Raw genomic sequence first — 16,510 nt, 5'->3', positions numbered from 1 at the left:
GCGTGTCGCTGAACAATGACAACCCCTCGGAGTTCCGGGCGGGATTCGTGTCCTTCGTCGGGCGTCCGAACGTGGGCAAATCCACGCTCACCAATGCGCTCGTCGGGGAGAAAGTGGCGATCACCTCGTCGAAGCCGCAGACCACTCGCCGTGCCATCCGGGGCATCGCCCACTACGCCAACGGGCAGCTGATCCTGGTGGACACACCAGGCATGCACCGCCCACGCACACTGCTCGGGGAACGCCTCAACAGCATCGTGCAGACGACACTCGGCGACGTGGATGTCGTGGCATTCTGCATGCCGGCCGACGAGAAGATCGGCCCGGGGGACCGCTACATCAACGAGCAGCTCGACTCCTTCCCCCGCGCGAAGAAGGTGGCGATCGTCACCAAGATCGACGCCACCTCCCGGCCGCAGGTCGCCGCGCAACTACTCGCGGTGTCGGAGCTGCGCGACTGGGAGGCGATCATCCCGGTGTCGGCGAGCAGCCGCATCCAGCTCGACACGCTCGCGGCCGAACTGATCAAGCTGCTCCCGGTCTCCGAGGCGCTCTATCCCGCCGATGCAGTCACCGAGGAAGGCCTCGAGGCGCGCATCAGCGAACTCGTGCGGGAGGCCGTGCTCGAGGGCGTGGAAGACGAACTGCCGCACTCCATTGCCGTGACGATCGACGACATCATCGAGCGGGACGACAAGGACCTGGTGGAGATCTACGCGAACCTCTTCGTCGAGCGCGACAGTCAGAAGGGCATCATCATCGGTCATCAGGGCTCGAGACTCGCGGATGTCGGAGCCCGCGCCCGCGCCCAGATCGAGCCGCTCGTGGGCAAGCAGGTGTTCCTGTCGATCCGAGTGAAGGTGGCGAAGGACTGGCAGCGGGACCCCAAACAGCTGGGGCGCCTGGGCTTCTAGGGGCTCTTGGTCGGCAGGTACATCGCGAGGATGATTTCCGGCGCGATCTGCCCGGAGTTCTCGCGTGCCGCCTACGGTGGAGGGATGTTCCGCACGCTTAGTCGCTACCAGGTCATCGCCGACGTGGTTTTTGCGGCTGCGTTCCTGCTGCTGCAGGTGGCCAGCCTGTCGAGCGTCGGCAACGTCCTGCCCTCGCTCGTCGTTGCGCTGATCTTCGTTGCGGCTCTCGCGCTTCGCCGGCTGAGTCCCGCGCTCGCTCTCGGCGGCGCCTGGGCGGGCGCGATCCTGCAGATGGCGTCTTCGCTCGAGTCTCCGCAGTTCTACGACCTCGCGGTGTTGGCGATTCTCTTCACCACGGCCTCCTACGGCGGTCGCGTACTGCGCTGGGTCGGGCTCGGCTCCGCGATTCTGGGCTCGGTCATCGCAACGCTCTACCTGGTGCTCTTCAATGGCGGACGAAACCTGCTCGGCAACGTGATGTCGAACCCGTCGATGTTCTCCAGCAGCCTGCTGCTGTTCTTCGGCTGTCTCGCCGCACTCGGGTTGTCCTGGACGCTCGGACTGCTCGCCCGAACGGTGCGCCGGTCGCGGCAGAGCCGCGCTGCCCAGGTCGAGGCCGAACAGGATGTCATCGTCGAGCAGGAGCGCAACCGCATCGCGCGCGACATGCATGACGTCGTCGCTCACTCTCTCGCGGTGGTGATCGCCCAGGCGGATGGCGCGCGCTACGCCCGGGAGTCCGATCCGGAGGCGGTGGATCTGGCGCTCACCACCATCTCCACGACCGCGCGGGGAGCCCTCGGCGACGTGCGCATCCTGCTGGGGCAGTTGCGGCACAGCCAGGGCGAGACACCGCAGCCGATGCTCGGCGATCTCGATGCGCTCGTGGACCAGCTGCGCAGTTCGGGTCTCATCCTGAGCCGGGAGTCCGTCGGCGAGGAGAGGCCACTCGCCACAGCGCAACAGCTCGCCGTGTATCGCATCACCCAGGAGGCGCTCACGAATGCGTTACGCCACGGCGACACCGAACGCGAGGTGCGGCTGATCTTCGCCTGGAAGGCAGATGCGCTCCGGCTGGTGATTTCGAGCGCGATCGACGCCCCGCGCGCTGGCGACGAAGCCCACCCCGGTGGGCATGGTCTCGCGGGAATGCGCGAACGGACTGTGCTGGTCGGTGGCTCATTCTCCGCAGGGGTCGACGAAGGTCGATGGGTCGTCACCGCCACGATTCCGCTGAGCCTCGAAGCGGTGCTGGGGTGAGCGTCATCCGCGTCGGCCTCGTCGACGACCAATCGCTCTTCCGTGCCGGCGTGCGGATGCTTATCGACTCCCAGGCCGATCTCGAAGTCGTGGGGGAGGCCGGGAACGGCCTCGAGGCCGTGGCGATGGCCGCCGAGACCCGCCCCGACGTGATCCTGATGGACATCCGGATGCCCGTGATGGACGGCATCGCGGCCACCACCGAGGTGCTCAAGAGAGCGGATGCCCGGGGAGGCAGCCTTCCCCGCATCATCGTTCTCACCACCTTCGATCTCGACGAGGCCGCCACCCGGGCGATCCGTGGGGGAGCAAGCGGTTTCGTTCTGAAGGACGCCGACCCCGAGTTCCTGCTCGCGGCGATCCGCACCGTGCATGCGGGCAACGCCGTGATCGCGGCATCCGCCACCAGGGAACTCTTCGAGCACTTTGCGCCGGCCGGGGCGCAGCCCGAGACACCGGCGGCGTTCGGTCAGCTCACCGCGCGGGAGCGCGACATCTTCCAGCTCGCAGCGCGGGGGTTGAGCAACTCCGAGATCGCGTCGGGCGAATACCTGAGCGAGGCCACGGTGAAGACCCACATCAGCCGCATCCTCGGCAAGCTGGGTCTTCGAGATCGCGTGCAACTGGTGGTATTCGCTTTCGAGAACGGGCTCAACGCCTAGGCGACGGCCCGCAGCACCCCGGAAGGTCATCCGCTGGATGTACGGGGGCCGAGACCTGCGCCCGATGCCCGCCGCGAGACGCGACCGTAGCGTCGGAGTATGTCATTCGATCATTCAGAAGCCGGGCTCGTTGCCCGGGTCTCCCACCTCACCAAGTCCTACGGATCGGCCACCAACCCGGTCACCGCGCTCGACGACGTCTCGATCGGCATCCGCTCCGGCGAGTTCACGGCCATCATGGGGCCGAGCGGATCGGGCAAGTCCACACTCATGCACATCATGGCGGGCCTCGACACCGCCACCACGGGACAGGCCTGGCTCGGAGACACCGAGATCACCGGCCTTCCGGATTCCGACCTCACCATCCTGAGGCGGCGCCGGGTCGGCTTCGTCTTCCAGGCCTTCAATCTCGTGCCGACGCTCGACGTGCGAGGGAACATCCTGCTGCCCTTCGAACTGGACGGACGTCGCCCCACCCGCGACGAATCGGCCTGGATCGAGCGGCTCATCGACACGCTCGGGCTCGGCGACCGCCTGAAGCATCGTCCGCACGAACTCTCGGGCGGCCAGCAGCAGCGTGTGGCCATCGCCCGGGCTCTCGGCACCCGACCCGACCTGGTCTTCGCCGATGAGCCGACCGGCAACCTCGACTCCCGAACCGGTCGCGAGGTGTTGTCCCTGCTCGCTGCCGCAAGCGCCGAATACGGGCAGAGCATCGCGATGGTCACCCACGACCCGATCGCTGCGAGCTTCGCCGACCGCATCCTGTTTCTCGCCGACGGTCGGGTCGTCGACGATCGCGCCCGGTCATCGGCCGAAGAGATCTCCCGCCTGATGCTCACAATGGAGAAGGCAGCATGAGACGTCCCCTCGCGGAGCAGCTTCCGAGCACACTCGTGGCCGCACTGAGCTCCGCCTTCGGTGTCTGCCTGCTGGAGACCACCGGCGTGCTCGCGCAGGTTCTTGCGGCGGACAGTGTCACCGGGTCGAGCGCCACCGTCGCGGCCCTGTTGCAGGTCGTCGCTTCGGTCTTCATCGTCATCGCGGTCTATGTGGGGTCGATCGTCACCGCGAACACCTTCGCCACGATCATCGCCGGGCGAACGCGCACTATCGCGCTCTATCGCCTCATCGGATCGAGTGCTTCGGACCAGCGAAGGGCGGTGGCCCGCGAGGGTCTGGTCGTCGGCGCGGTGGGATCGGTGATCGGCGCCGTCCTCGGCACCGCGATCACGATCGGGCTCGTGAGCGTGTCGGTTGCGACCGGAGTCGTGCCCTCGCATCCCTACAGCTATCTCGGCCCGGTGATCGCGCTACCGATCGTCGCGGTCGTGCTCACGACCTGGCTCGCGTCGTGGATCGGCTCTCGCCGGGTGTTGCAGGTATCTCCGATGCAGGCGACGGGGGGAGCGGTGGAGAAGTCGCTCGACGAGGCTGCGGGTGGTCGTGGGCGCTCCGTCGTGGCCGTCGTCTTCTTCGCCCTCGGTGGCGCTCTGCTCGTGCTCGGCATGGTGATCGGCCTGGTGAGTCCTCTCGGGGTGCTCGTCGGGGTGGTCGGCGGGCTCTTGTCGTTCACCGGGCTGGTGCTCGGCTCCCCGCTGGTGATGCCGGTCGCCCTGAGACTCACCGGACGGATGTTCGGACGCAGCGCACCGGCACGGCTCGCTGCGGAGAACGCGGTGCGCTACCCCGAACGCAGTTCGCGTACCACGATCGGACTCGTCATCGGGGTGACGCTCGTCACGATGTTCGCGGTGTGTGTCGAGAGCTATCAGGTGATCATCACGAATGCGCAGAGGGCCCAGCCGGAGGTCTACCAGGGAGTCGACCGGACTCTCACGGTGACGGTGGTCGTCTTCTCGGTGCTCATGGGATTCAGCGCGCTCATCGCCGCGGTCGGGATGGTGAACAACCTCTCGATGAGCGTGTTGCAGCGCACGAGGGAACTGGGCCTGCTCCGGGCGCTCGGCTTCACGGCCCGGCAGGTGCGCACGATGATCCTCGCCGAGAGCGCGCAGCTGACTGTCGCGGCCGTGCTCGTCGGCCTCGTCCTCGGTACCTTCTACGGCTGGGCTGGTGCCCAGTCGCTGCTCGGTTCGATCACCGGGTCGCCGGGCATCGTGCTTCCCGCGATACCGCTCGCGCTTCTCGCGATCCTGGCCGTGGCCGCTGCAGTGCTCACGCTGGTGGCATCCGTGGCCCCGTCCCGTCGGGCCACGCGGATCGCACCGGTCGCGGCACTCGCGGTGGAATAGTGAGTTTTGGTCGGCGGTCACAGCCGCCGACCAGCTAAGCGCCCTGTTTTGCTGAGGGCTCTCACAGGGAGGCACCAAGGCCAGTCTCGGCTCCCGCTGGCGTGCCCATAATGAGCGTGCGCAACTGCTGCGTGTGTGTGAGGGGAACCCGATGTCGCAACAACTGCTCGATCTTCGTCTCGAGACGGGCCCCTTTCCGATCGTCGTCTATGCGCTCGCCCTCGTCGCTCTCGTGGTGCTGGCGACCCGTCGGCCGGTGCGTCGCTGGCTGCCCGTCCAGCTGATCGGCGGTGTCGCCGGCGCCGGTGTCGGACTCGTGCTCGCCTGGCTGGTGAGTGACGTGTGGAACAGCTTCGGCGTGGCCCTCACCCCGATCACCCGGCTCTGGTTCGCGCTGGGTGTCGGCGGCATCGGGTTCGCGATTGCGGGCCTGTGGCGGGCGCGCGCGTGGCGCGTGGTGCTCGGCAGCGCATCCGTCTTCCTGTTCGCGCTCGCCGGGGCGATCGGGGTGAATGTGGATGTCGCGGAGTTCCCGACCCTCGGCTCGGCGCTCGGGGTGAATTCGATCACCAAACTCACCCTTCCGGCCTCTACTCCCACCCCGATCCCCGCCAGCACGGTGATCGAGACGCTGGCGCAGAGTTGGCATGCCCCGGCAGGGATGCCGAAGGTGGGGACGGTGGGATCCGTGACCATCCCGGCCACGATCTCGCACTTCGCCGCCCGCAGCGCGCTGGTCTACCTTCCCCCCGCCGCGCTGGTCGCGGGTGCGCCGCGACTTCCGGTGATCGAGATGCTCTCGGGCCAGCCGGGTGCGCCGTCGAACCTGATCACCTCCGGCGCGATGGAGGCGATTCTCGACCAGTTCGCGGCAGCGCATGCCGGCCTCGCGCCGATCGTGGTCATCCCCGACCAGCTCGGGGCTCCCCAACTCAATCCGATGTGTGTCGACTCGTCGCTCGGCAACTCCGAGACCTACCTCACGCAGGATGTCCCGAACTGGATCACTCATCACCTGCACGTTCTGCCCGCCCGCGCCGACTGGGCGATCGGAGGCTTCTCGCAGGGGGGAACGTGCTCCATCCAGCTCGGGGCGAAATTCCACGGACTGTACGGCAACATCTTCGACATCTCTGGACAACTGGTGCCGTTCCGCACTTCCCTCGCGGTCACAGTCGCCCAGGGCTTCGGCGGATCGCCGGCCGCCTATGCCGCGGCCGCACCCGTCGCCCTTCTCGCCGCCGGTGCTCCCTATACCGACACGCTCGGGGTCTTCTTCGTCGGCCAGAACGACACGCGATACGGAGCGGCAGCCGTGACCGTCTCGAACGCGGCTCGGGCCGCCGGCATGACCGTGCACTACGAGCAGTCCCCGGGTACCGCGCACGACTGGCATACTGTGCAGTTCGCGCTGCGCCAGGGTATTCCGATCCTCGCCGCGCGCTGGGGACTCTGATGAGGCGCTTTATCACTGAGCGACGGGTGAGTATCTCGATCGCGGGTCTCATGCTCGTGCTCGCCTTCGTCACCGGTTCGCTGCTTCGCGGGCCCAGAGCCGGACTCAGGCCATTGGTCGGAACCGGTCTCGACGCGTTTCTCCAGGCGCACAGCCTGTTCTCGCCCATCACCTCGGTGCTCTTCGCCTCAGGGTGGTTCGAACTCCTGGTGTCCATCGCGGCGCTTGTCATCCTCGTCGGGGCTGCCGAACGACTGATGGGATGGTGGCGCACCCTCCTGGCGTTCATCGTCACCGCGTATGTCGGCGCGGGAATCGGAACACTTCTGCAGGCGGCAGGCCTGCTCGCGCGGGAGGTCTGGGCCGTTCGGATCCAGGAGTTCGTCGTCTTCGATCCGTTCACCGCGATTTCGGGCACGATTCTCACGGCCAGCGCCTTCGCCGGCCCGCTGTGGCGCCGACGCGTGCGTGTGCTCGGGTTCGCGGCGCTCACCATCGTGTTCCTGTATTCGGGGCAGCCCTCCGACCTCTTCCGAATCATCGCCGCCCTCGCCGGTCTCGGGCTGGGGATGGTGCTGGCGCGCACCCATCCGTCCGCCCGGTGGGCACGCAGTTCGCACTACGAAGCGCGGAGCCTTACGGCAGTGCTGCTGATGATCACCGCGGCCGGGCCGTTCGTGAGTATCTTCACGCCAGCGCGGTATGGTCCGCTGCATCCGCTCGGCATGCTGTTCCGCGACCAGTTGCCACGCATGCAGACCGTGATCCACCATTGCCTCGGTCACGCGACCTCACCCGGATGCCACCTCCAGCTCGCTCTCGCCAGCATCAATGGCCCCGGCACCGTCCTGCTCGCGCCGCTGCCGCTCATCGTGCTGATCGTCGCCGCTCTCGGCATGCTGAGGGGGCGTCGAAGCGCCGCCCTCATCGCGATCGCTGTCAACCTGTTCCTGGCCCTCGTCGCCGCGTTCTACTACGGGTTCCTCCCGGCGTCGGGAAGCGACGAGGTCGTCTCCGACTACGCCTCGGGGCTCGAGCCCGTGGCCCGCTTGGCCGTCTCGGTGCTCGTGCCGCTCGTGATCGCCGCGCTCATCGCCGTCAACCTGCGCCACTTCACCGTGCGGATCCCGCGTCGGTCGATGGTGCGGTTCATCCTCACTGTGGTGGGCACCTTCGTGGTGCTCTGCGGTCTCTACCTCGGTGGGGGATGGTTGGATCGCCTGCAGTTCCGTCCCGCGCCGAGCCTGCTTCAGCTCCTTCTCGACCTGCCGGACCGTTTCGTGCCCGTCGGCTTCCTTCGCCTCGAGACGGTGCCGTTCATCCCCGTGGCGCCGTTCACCCGCATCCTGTACCAGGGGATCGGGCCGGCCTTCTGGTTGGTGTTCATCGCGGCGACACTCCCGCTCTTCTTCTCCGATCGCAACCGCTACAGCTTCGCCGAGCGTGATCGTGCGCGCCTACTGCTGCTCGAGGGCGGCGGCTCCATCGGCCATATGGCCCTGTGGGACGGCAACGATTACTGGTTCAGTGCCGACGGTCACGCCGCAGTGGCGTACCGGGTGGTCTCCGGAGTCGCGCTCACCACCGGGGGCCCGCTCGGCCGTGGCGAGTTCGCCGCCGAGGCGGTGCGGCAGTTCGCGGTCTTCTGCGACGACAACGGATGGACCCCGGTGTTCTACAGCGTGGACAACGAGTTCCAGCCGCAGTTCCAGGCGATGGGCTGGTCGACGATGGTGGTCGCGGAGGAGACCATCGTGCATCCCGCCACCTTCTCGACCCAGGGCAAGAGCTGGCAGGACGTGCGTTCCTCGATCAACCGCGCCGAGCGCCTCGGAGTACACGCGGTCTGGACCAGCTGGGCAAAGCTCTCGATCGCCCACAGCGCCCAGATCGAGGCGATCTCCGAATCCTGGGTCGCCGACAAGAAGCTGCCGGAGCTCGGCTTCACCCTCGGCGGCCTGGACGAGCTGCGCGATCCGGATGTCGCGGTGTTGCTGGCCGTCGGGGACGATGACGTCGTCGAAGCCGTGACGAGCTGGATGCCCACGTATCGCGAGGGCGAGATCATCGGCTGGACGCTGGACTTCATGCGGCGCCGTCCCGGCAGCATGAACGGGGTGATGGAGTTCCTCATCGCCTCCGCCGCTCTGCTCATGCAGCAGCGGGGAATCGAGTTCATGAGTCTGTCTGCCGCGCCGCTCGCGCGTCGGGAGTCTGCGTCGGAGGCATCCGACGGCACGGATCGCCTCCTGGCCTTCCTCGCCCGCAGCCTCGAACCGGTCTACGGATTCCAATCCCTCTTCACCTTCAAACAGAAGTTCAAGCCAGAGTTGAAGGCGATGCTCATGGCCTACCCCGATCCCCTCGCCCTCCCGGCGATCGGCGCTGCTCTCGGGCGGGCCTACCTGCCCTCTCTGAGTGTTTCGCAGACTGTGCGGTTTCTGCGGGGACGCGGCTAGAGGATTGCCGGTGCGCGCGGTGCTATCCTCGGAATTGTGCTGTTCGGCCTGCTCCTTCTTAGCTGCCGCGACGAGTCCTAACCCAGGCCTCCCTCGTCGCGGAGACTGGTGCTGCAACAGCGCCGTTGGCTGACCATCTCAGACCAAGCGAAAGAGCGAGACAATGAAGAACACACAGTCGGCTTCTGCAATGCCGATCCACAAGTACCGCCCGTATCACGAGACCCTCACCGTCGACCTGCCGGACCGCACCTGGCCGTCCAAGCGCATCACGGTCGCCCCGCGCTGGTGCGCTGTCGACCTGCGTGACGGAAACCAGGCGCTCATCGATCCGATGAGTCCCGAGCGCAAGCGCATCATGTTCGAGCTGCTGGTTCGCATGGGCTACAAGGAGATCGAGGTCGGCTTCCCCTCGGCATCCCAGACGGACTTCGACTTCGTGCGCAGCCTCATCGAGGACGACCTGATTCCGGATGACGTGACGATCCAGGTGCTCACCCAGGCGCGCGAGGCGCTGATCAACCGCACCTACGAGTCGCTCATCGGGGCGAAGCGGGCCATCGTGCATCTCTACAACTCCACGAGCGTGCTGCAGCGCGACGTGGTGTTCCGCACCGACAAACAGGGCATCATCGACATCGCCCTCGAGGGGGCCCGCCTCTGCAAAGCGGCGGAGTCGATCACCGCGGGCACCGAGATCTTCTACGAGTACTCGCCGGAGAGCTACACGGGCACCGAGCTCGAATTCGCTCTCGAGGTCTGCAACAAGGTCATCGCGATCTTCGAACCCACTCCCGAGCGCAAGGTCATCATCAACCTGCCGGCGACGGTGGAGATGGCGACTCCCAACGTCTATGCGGACTCTATCGAGTGGATGTCGCGCCGCCTCGACCAGCGCGAGAACATCATCCTCTCGCTGCACCCGCACAACGACCGTGGAACCGCGGTGGCCGCGGCCGAGCTCGGCTATCTCGCCGGCGCGGACCGCATCGAGGGCTGTCTCTTCGGCAACGGCGAGCGCACCGGCAACGTCGACATTGTGGCGCTCGGAATCAACCTGTTCACCCAGGGCATCGACCCGCAGATCGACTTCAGCGATCTAGACGAGGTCAAGCGCACGGTGGAGTACGTGAACCAACTGCCCGTTCCCGAGCGTCACCCCTGGGCCGGCGACCTGGTCTACACGGCATTCAGCGGGTCGCACCAGGACGCGATCAAGAAGGGATTCGAGGCCATGGCCGCGGATGCCGCCGACAAGGGCGTCACCGTTGACGAGCTCGTCTGGGCGGTGCCGTACCTGCCGATCGATCCCAAGGACCTCGGGCGCAGCTACGAAGCCGTCATCCGGGTCAACTCGCAGTCGGGCAAGGGCGGCGTCGCCTACCTGCTCAAGAACGACCACGCCCTCGACCTTCCGCGCAAGCTCCAGATCGAGTTCTCCGGTGTCGTGCAGGCCAAGACGGATGCCGAGGGTGGCGAGGTCACGAGCGCCGAGATCTGGGAGATCTTCCAGGACGAGTACCTGCCGGCCTCCGCGGCGGAGGACAAGTGGGGCCAGTTCGAGCTCGCCTCGACGCGCACGCAGAGCGACATGTCCGGAACTGTCTCGCTGCACACCGAGCTGCGGGTCGGCGAGCAGTTCGTGACGACTGACACCACCGGCAACGGTCCGATCGCGGCCTTCCTCAACGTGCTCACCGAGCAGGGCGTCGAGGTCAAGCTCTACGACTACGTCGAGCATGCGCTCAGCGGCGGTGGGGATGCTCTCGCTGCGGCCTATGTCGAACTGAATGTGAACGGCGTGCGTCTCTGGGGCGTCGGCATCGACGCCGATATCTCCACGGCATCCCTCAAGGCGGTCGTCTCGGCCGTCAACCGGGCAGTGCGCGAGGAGTCCGGCGATCGGGAGTTGGCCTCCGTCTAAGTCGTGCGGGTGCGCTCGTCACTCGGGGTTTCTCGACCTCTGCGCCCCGAGTGACACGCGCGCCGTTCCGTTCGGGTGCGCGCGTCACTCCGGGGTGCTTCGGTCCCGGTCAGGGGGGACGTTTCTGGGGGCCACGGGGTCGACCCGGACCCCGAGCGGCAGGAGGGTCACCTCGAGCTCTCGGACCGCGCCAGAGGGTAGCGAGCGGCGAGGTGCTCCTCGAAGGTTCCCTGGCCGAAGGGTGGCCCGGGCACGAGGTCGGCCCCCGCGGCGAAGGCGGCAACCGTGCGCCCGGAGATTCGCAGGGGAACCAGGGGCCGGCGCGATCCGGCGGCGAGCTTCCAGCGGGTCGCGAGTTCGTGGCCGGTGAGCACCTGCGGGCCGCCGATGTCGGGCACGCGGCCGGCAGGACCCGCCGCAACGAGCTCCACGAGCCGCGCCGCGACATCGTGCACGGAAATCGCCTGGAACGAGAATCGGGGCACGAGCGTCACCGGGAGAATGCGGCGTTGCGCAGTGAACAGGCTCTCGACGAAGGAGTGGAACTGCGTCGCGCGCAGGACGGTGTGGGGGATGCCCGAAGCGACGATCACCCCTTCCGCCTCCCGCTTGGCGCGGTAGTAGGGCAGGGGGATGTCGTCGATGCCGACTATCGACATGAAGACGACATGCTCCACCCCGGCCGACCGGGCGAAGGCGCTGAGAAGCGTGGTGGCCGCGACGTCCTGGGCGGAACCTGTGCTGGCGAGGTGCACGACCGTCTCGACTCCCGAGAGGGCTCGACCGAGGCCTCGTCCGGTGAGGAGGTCGCCCGATAGCGTGCCAGCCGAGTGGGACCGACTGAGCACGCGCACGACGTGGCCGGCCTCCTGGAGCGCGCTGACCGTCGGTCGCCCCAGTTGCGCGGTTCCGCCGGTGACCAGGATCGTCCTCATGATGCACATTGTGCCCCACCGCGGCGCGTTCCGGGCAGGCGGACGCCCGTCGGTATTCTGGGAGCATGACCTCGCTGGAGCACCCGAACTCCGGCCCGCTCGCCACCCGGATCGTCGATCTCGGCGCGATCGCCCGCAATATCGGTCGCATCCGCGACATCACCGGAACCCCGATCCTCGCCGTTGTGAAGGCGGATGGCTTCGGCCACGGCGTCATCGAGGTCGCGACCACCGCACTCGAGGCCGGGGCGACGTGGCTCGGTGTCGCGACGGTGGACGAAGCCCTGGCGGTGCGATCCGCGGGAATCGCCGCGCCGATCCTCTGCTGGCTCGCCGATCCCTGGTGCGACCTTCGCGCGGCCGTGAGCGCCGGTGTGACCATCTCCTGCGCCAATGTCGAGACGCTCGAGGCCATCGCAGCCCTCGGGGATGCCGCCGATGTCCACCTGGAACTCGACACGGGGATGTCGCGGGGCGGTGCTCCCGAATACGCCTGGGACGCCCTCATCTCGGCCGCGCTCGCATCCTCCACCGTGCACGTCACGGGGATCTGGTCGCACCTCGCCCTCGCCGCGGACGCGGAACCCGGTTCGACGGCCTACCAGGTGAAAGCCTTCGAACGAGGGGTCGCTCGTGCCCGCGAGCTCGGTCTCGCGCCCGGCGTCCTGCACCTGGCGAATTCTGCCGGTGCCCTCGAGCATCCCGACACCTGGTTCGACCTTGTGCGCTGCGGTGCTGCCCTCTACGGAATCGAAACCGTGGTGGGGCTCACGCACGCCCTCGAGCCGGCGATGCGGGTGGTGTCGCGCGTCACCCAGCTGAAGCGCGTGGCCGCCGGCACGGGGGTCAGCTACAACCACGCCTGGGTCTCCTCGGCGGACACCACGCTCGTGCTCGTACCGGTGGGCTATGGCGATGGCATTCCCCGCGACCTCTCACACGGCGGGGAGGTCGTGATCGGCGGCGTGCGTCATCCCGTCGTCGGAGCGATCTCCATGGACCAGCTCGTCGTCGATGTCGGAGACGCCGAGGTGGCCCTCGGCGACGAAGTGGTGTTGCTCGGTTCGCCGAGCGACGGCGAACCGGATGCCCAGGAGTGGGCGACCGTAACCGGTACGATCGCCCACGAGATACTCACCGGCCTCGGTGGCCGCATGGCCAGGCGTCATACCAACAAGACCCAAAGGACTTTTTCGTGAAGCGCATCGGCATCGTCTTCGGCGGGGCGAACAACGAGCACGAGGTGTCGTGCAATTCCGCGCGGAGCGTGGCATCCCACCTCGACCCCGAGCGTTTCGAGCCGGTGCTCATCGGCATCGACCGCGACGGAGGCTGGCATCGTCTCGAGTCGGTGGATGCCCTCGCCGAGGCGACCGGCGGAACCCGCTTTCCCGATCTCGACGGCATCGACATCGCCTTTCCCGCGCTGCACGGCCGCTTCGGAGAGGATGGCACGGTTCAGGGTCTCCTCGAACTCGCCCGCATTCCCTATGTGGGCTGCGGCGTGCTCGCGAGTGCGCTCGCCATGGACAAGCTCCTCGCCCAGCGCCTGCTCGAGCTCGCCGGCATTCCCACCATCCCGACCAAGTCAGTGATGGCGGCGACGGCCGGAGATGCGGTTGCTCTCGCCGAAGCACTCGGGTTTCCGGTGTTCGTCAAACCGAATCGCTCCGGTTCGAGTGTCGGGGCGAGCCGGGTGGAATCCGCCGGAGGGATGGCCGCTGCCGTGGCGCTCGCATTGCAGCACGATTCGACCGCGCTCGTGCAGAAGACGATCGTCGGTGACGAGGTGGATCTGGGGGTGCTTCAGCAGCTCGACGGGAGCCTCGAAGTCGGCGCTCCTCTGCGTATCCTCACCGAGGATTCCACGACGTTCTTCGACTACACGGCCAAGTACACGGCCGGTGGCGGGGCCACACTGGAGGTACCGGCGCAGATCCCGGAGGCCGCGAGCACCCGACTCGTCGAGCTCGCAGCGCTTGCCTTCCGCACCCTCGACTGCGAGGGGCTCGCCCGAGTTGACTTCTTCCTCGGGGCCGACGGCACGATCACCCTCAACGAGGTCAACACCCTGCCGGGGCTCACGGCGTTCAGTCAGTATCCACGCATGTGGCAGGCCGTCGGCGTGAGCTATACCGAGCTCTTGAGTCGACTCATCGACCGGGCAGTCGTCGCGTTCAGCGGCGCGCGGAGCGTCGCCGCCATCTAGGCATCCGCTCCAGCCGTCGCTGCTCCGGAAGGCTCCACTTGAAGAGAACCGCGAGCACTCGGACCCCGAAGGTCACGGCGACGCACACCACGGCGGCGACGAACATCGGGACTTCGAGCGCGACGAGGGTGACAAGGGTTCCGGCGCCCGCGACCGCAGCGATGGCATAGAGCGATCCGACGTGCATCAGCGCGATCGGCAGGTTGAGCAGCAGGTCACGAAGGATGGAACCCCCCACGGCCGAGAGCACCCCGACGAAGATCGAAGGGATCTCGGGCAGGCCGAGCGTGAGCGCCTTGGTCGTGCCGATGGCGCAGAAGAGTCCGATCGTGAGGGCGTCGAGTCCCGTGATGACTCGGCCGAGGCGCTGGAACAGGCGCTCGAGAAGCATTCCGAGCAGAGCAGCGCCGACGGCCACGATGAGGTACCAGTTCAGCCGAAGAGCCACCGGCACCTGGTTGAGCAGCAGGTCGCGAAAGAGTCCGCCGCCGGTGCCCGCGGCGATGCCGATGAGCGCGACACCGAGCAGATCGAGTCGACGATCGCGAAATTGTGCGGCGAACATCGCTCCCTGCACTCCGCCGACGGCGATCGCGAGGAGATCCGCCCAGAGGGGGATGATGAGGGGGCTGGCGTTCACAGTCATTGTTACCACGGCACGGCACGCTGGTTCGCCCAGCCGGGACGACGATAATTGGCGGATGCCTCTCTACCGTGACGAAGCCGTCGTGCTGCGCACCCACAAGCTGGGTGAGGCCGATCGCATCGTCACCATGCTCACGCGACAGCACGGCAAGGTTCGCGCTGTGGCCAAGGGGGTGCGCCGCACCGCCTCAAAGTTCGGGGCCCGTCTCGAACCGTTCATGGTGGCCGACGTGCAGCTCTATGAGGGTCGCAGTCTCGACATCATCACGCAGGCCGAATCGGTAGGGTCATACGGCGCCGACATCACCGCGGACTACGGCAGCTACACGGCCGCGAGCGCGATGGTGGAGACCGCCGACAAACTCACCGAGGGCGAGCCGAGCCTGCAGCAGTACCTGCTGCTCGTGGGCGCCCTCCGGTCCCTCGCCCGGCACGAACATGGGGCGAGCCTCACCCTCGACTCGTATCTGCTTCGAGCCCTGTCGATCGCCGGCTGGTCGCCGAGCTTCGACGACTGTTCGGTCACCGGAGCCCCCGGACCGCATTCCGCGTTCGTCGTGCAGCTCGGTGGAGTCGTCGCGGATGCCGTTGCACCGCCCGGCGCTCCCCGCCTCGACGCGAAGACCCTGCTGCTGCTCTCCTCGCTGCTCACCGGAGAGTGGGAGACGGCGGATGATGCGGACGACCGCACCCGCTCGCAGGCGAGCGGTATCGTCGCCGCCTACACCCAGTTCCATCTCGACCGCGGGTTGCGTTCTCTCGAGCATGTCGATCGCGCGACCCGTGCCAGTGAGCGTATCGAGACCCCGATCGTCTCCCGGATCGAGGCCTCGTGAGCAAGCCGAAGACCCACCGCGACGCCGTCGACTTCAAGCCGATCGATTGGACCGGCCTCTACCCGCCGAAGCTGCCGAAGAACGCGGTGCCCGAGCACGTCGCCATCGTGATGGACGGCAACGGTCGCTGGGCGAACAGCAAGGGCCTCACGCGGGTGGAGGGCCACAAGGCGGGGGAGGCCTCGCTGCTCGACGTCGTCGCCGGCGCCATCCAGATCGGGGTGAAGCACCTCAGCGTGTACGCCTTTTCGACCGAGAACTGGAAGCGGTCTCCCGACGAGGTGCGCTTTCTCATGGGCTTCAACCGCGACGTACTGCACCGCCGCCGCGACCAGCTGAATGACTGGGGCGTTCGGGTGCGCTGGGCCGGACGCAAGCCCAGGCTCTGGGCATCCGTCATCGACGAGCTGCAGTTCGCCGAAAGACTGACGGCCGGCAATTCGGTGCTCACCCTCACCATGTGCGTCAACTACGGCGGCCGTACCGAGATCGCGGATGCCGTTCGTGCGATCGCCGACGACGTCGCCGACGGACGGCTCAAACCTTCGGGCATCAGCGAGAAGACCATCCAGAAGCGGCTCTATGCCCCCGACCTGCCGGATGTCGACCTCTTCGTGCGCAGCTCGGGCGAGCAGCGCACGAGCAACTTCATGCTCTGGCAGAGTGCCTATGCCGAGATGGTGTTCCTCGACACGCTCTGGCCGGATTTCACCCGCGAGCAACTGTGGGAGGCGATCGTGCTCTACGCGCAGCGCACCCGTCGCTTCGGCGGTGCGGTGGACGCCCCTTCGGTCTGAGCTGTACAGCAGCCCCACGCAGGCCCTCTGCTTTAGGTGAGGTCGCGGGAGACCGCAGACCGCCCGGCGAGCGTCGACTTGCCGACCCCGCTCACGCCGGCGACCACCACGCGGGCCGGCCGCCGCAGGGGATCGCGGAAGGAGAGCATCCGTCCAGT

At 67.3% G+C, this 16,510-nt stretch carries 14 protein-coding genes; 12 read left to right on the top strand and 2 right to left on the bottom strand.

The genetic code is table 11. From position 1 onward, the window contains the following. Positions 1-2: 2 nt before the first annotated feature. The 8 genes from era to leuA all read left to right on the top strand — a co-directional run bounded on the left by era (position 3) and on the right by leuA (position 10,930). On the top strand, positions 3-914 hold the full coding sequence (gene era / locus VLI63_RS02045) for a GTPase Era (protein WP_409155243.1): 912 nt from the start codon (positions 3-5) through the stop codon (positions 912-914). A 30-nt stretch (positions 915-944) separates the two neighbouring features. Then, positions 945-2,174 carry a sensor histidine kinase gene (locus tag VLI63_RS02040; RefSeq protein WP_409155242.1) on the top strand — a complete coding sequence of 410 codons (1,230 nt, stop codon included), beginning with the start codon at positions 945-947 and terminating at the stop codon, positions 2,172-2,174. Next, the gene (locus tag VLI63_RS02035; protein WP_409155241.1) at positions 2,123-2,836 is read left to right on the top strand and encodes a response regulator; all 714 of its coding nucleotides are present in this window, start codon (positions 2,123-2,125) and stop codon (positions 2,834-2,836) included. Before VLI63_RS02040 ends, VLI63_RS02035 begins: the two co-directional genes overlap by 52 nt. A 99-nt stretch (positions 2,837-2,935) precedes the next feature. Continuing rightward, entirely contained in the window at positions 2,936-3,697 is a 762-nt protein-coding gene (locus VLI63_RS02030) for an ABC transporter ATP-binding protein (RefSeq protein WP_409155240.1), read from the top strand. Next, positions 3,694-5,091 (top strand): FtsX-like permease family protein, encoded by a 1,398-nt coding sequence (locus VLI63_RS02025; RefSeq protein WP_409155239.1) that lies wholly within the window; start codon positions 3,694-3,696, stop codon positions 5,089-5,091. The genes VLI63_RS02030 and VLI63_RS02025 overlap by 4 nt, the downstream gene beginning before the upstream one ends. Positions 5,092-5,242: 151 nt before the next feature. Further along, positions 5,243-6,547: an alpha/beta hydrolase gene (locus VLI63_RS02020; protein ID WP_409155238.1), complete on the top strand. Its 1,305-nt coding sequence runs from the start codon at positions 5,243-5,245 to the stop codon at positions 6,545-6,547. 26 nt (positions 6,548-6,573) lie between these two features. Continuing rightward, positions 6,574-9,006 (top strand): bifunctional lysylphosphatidylglycerol flippase/synthetase MprF, encoded by a 2,433-nt coding sequence (locus tag VLI63_RS02015; protein WP_409155237.1) that lies wholly within the window; start codon positions 6,574-6,576, stop codon positions 9,004-9,006. Positions 9,007-9,169: 163 nt separating this feature from the next. Next, entirely contained in the window at positions 9,170-10,930 is a 1,761-nt protein-coding gene (gene leuA / locus VLI63_RS02010; RefSeq protein WP_409155236.1) for a 2-isopropylmalate synthase, read from the top strand. A gap of 167 nt (positions 10,931-11,097) precedes the next feature. Here leuA and VLI63_RS02005 read toward each other — a convergent pair whose 3' ends face one another. Next, on the bottom strand, positions 11,098-11,865 hold the full coding sequence (locus VLI63_RS02005) for an SDR family oxidoreductase (RefSeq protein WP_409155234.1): 768 nt from the start codon (positions 11,863-11,865) through the stop codon (positions 11,098-11,100). A 65-nt stretch (positions 11,866-11,930) separates the two neighbouring features. Between VLI63_RS02005 and alr the strand changes: the two genes are divergently transcribed. Next, complete coding sequence (alr, locus tag VLI63_RS02000) at positions 11,931-13,064, top strand: alanine racemase (protein WP_409155233.1); 1,134 nt, start codon at positions 11,931-11,933, stop codon at positions 13,062-13,064. Then, complete coding sequence (locus VLI63_RS01995; RefSeq protein WP_409155232.1) at positions 13,061-14,074, top strand: D-alanine--D-alanine ligase family protein; 1,014 nt, start codon at positions 13,061-13,063, stop codon at positions 14,072-14,074. Before alr ends, VLI63_RS01995 begins: the two co-directional genes overlap by 4 nt. On the opposite strand, the gene VLI63_RS01990 is transcribed toward VLI63_RS01995, so the two are convergent. Then, positions 14,043-14,720: a trimeric intracellular cation channel family protein gene (locus VLI63_RS01990; RefSeq protein ID WP_409155231.1), complete on the bottom strand. Its 678-nt coding sequence runs from the start codon at positions 14,718-14,720 to the stop codon at positions 14,043-14,045. The genes VLI63_RS01995 and VLI63_RS01990 overlap by 32 nt on opposite strands. A gap of 55 nt (positions 14,721-14,775) precedes the next feature. Here VLI63_RS01990 and recO point away from each other — a divergent pair, with 55 nt between their 5' ends. Both recO and VLI63_RS01980 read left to right on the top strand, forming a co-directional pair. Next, positions 14,776-15,555 (top strand): DNA repair protein RecO, encoded by a 780-nt coding sequence (recO, locus tag VLI63_RS01985; RefSeq protein ID WP_409155230.1) that lies wholly within the window; start codon positions 14,776-14,778, stop codon positions 15,553-15,555. Continuing rightward, a complete protein-coding gene (locus tag VLI63_RS01980; RefSeq protein WP_409155229.1) occupies positions 15,552-16,352 on the top strand; it encodes an isoprenyl transferase in 801 nt (266 codons plus the stop codon). The genes recO and VLI63_RS01980 overlap by 4 nt, the downstream gene beginning before the upstream one ends. Positions 16,353-16,510 lie beyond the last annotated feature (158 nt).

The sequence above is a fragment of the Lacisediminihabitans sp. H27-G8 genome (genome assembly GCF_046156175.1).
GTDB lineage: Bacteria > Actinomycetota > Actinomycetes > Actinomycetales > Microbacteriaceae > Lacisediminihabitans.
Note: the sequence above shows the minus strand (reverse complement) of the source record. Positions and strands in the feature narration are given on the sequence as shown.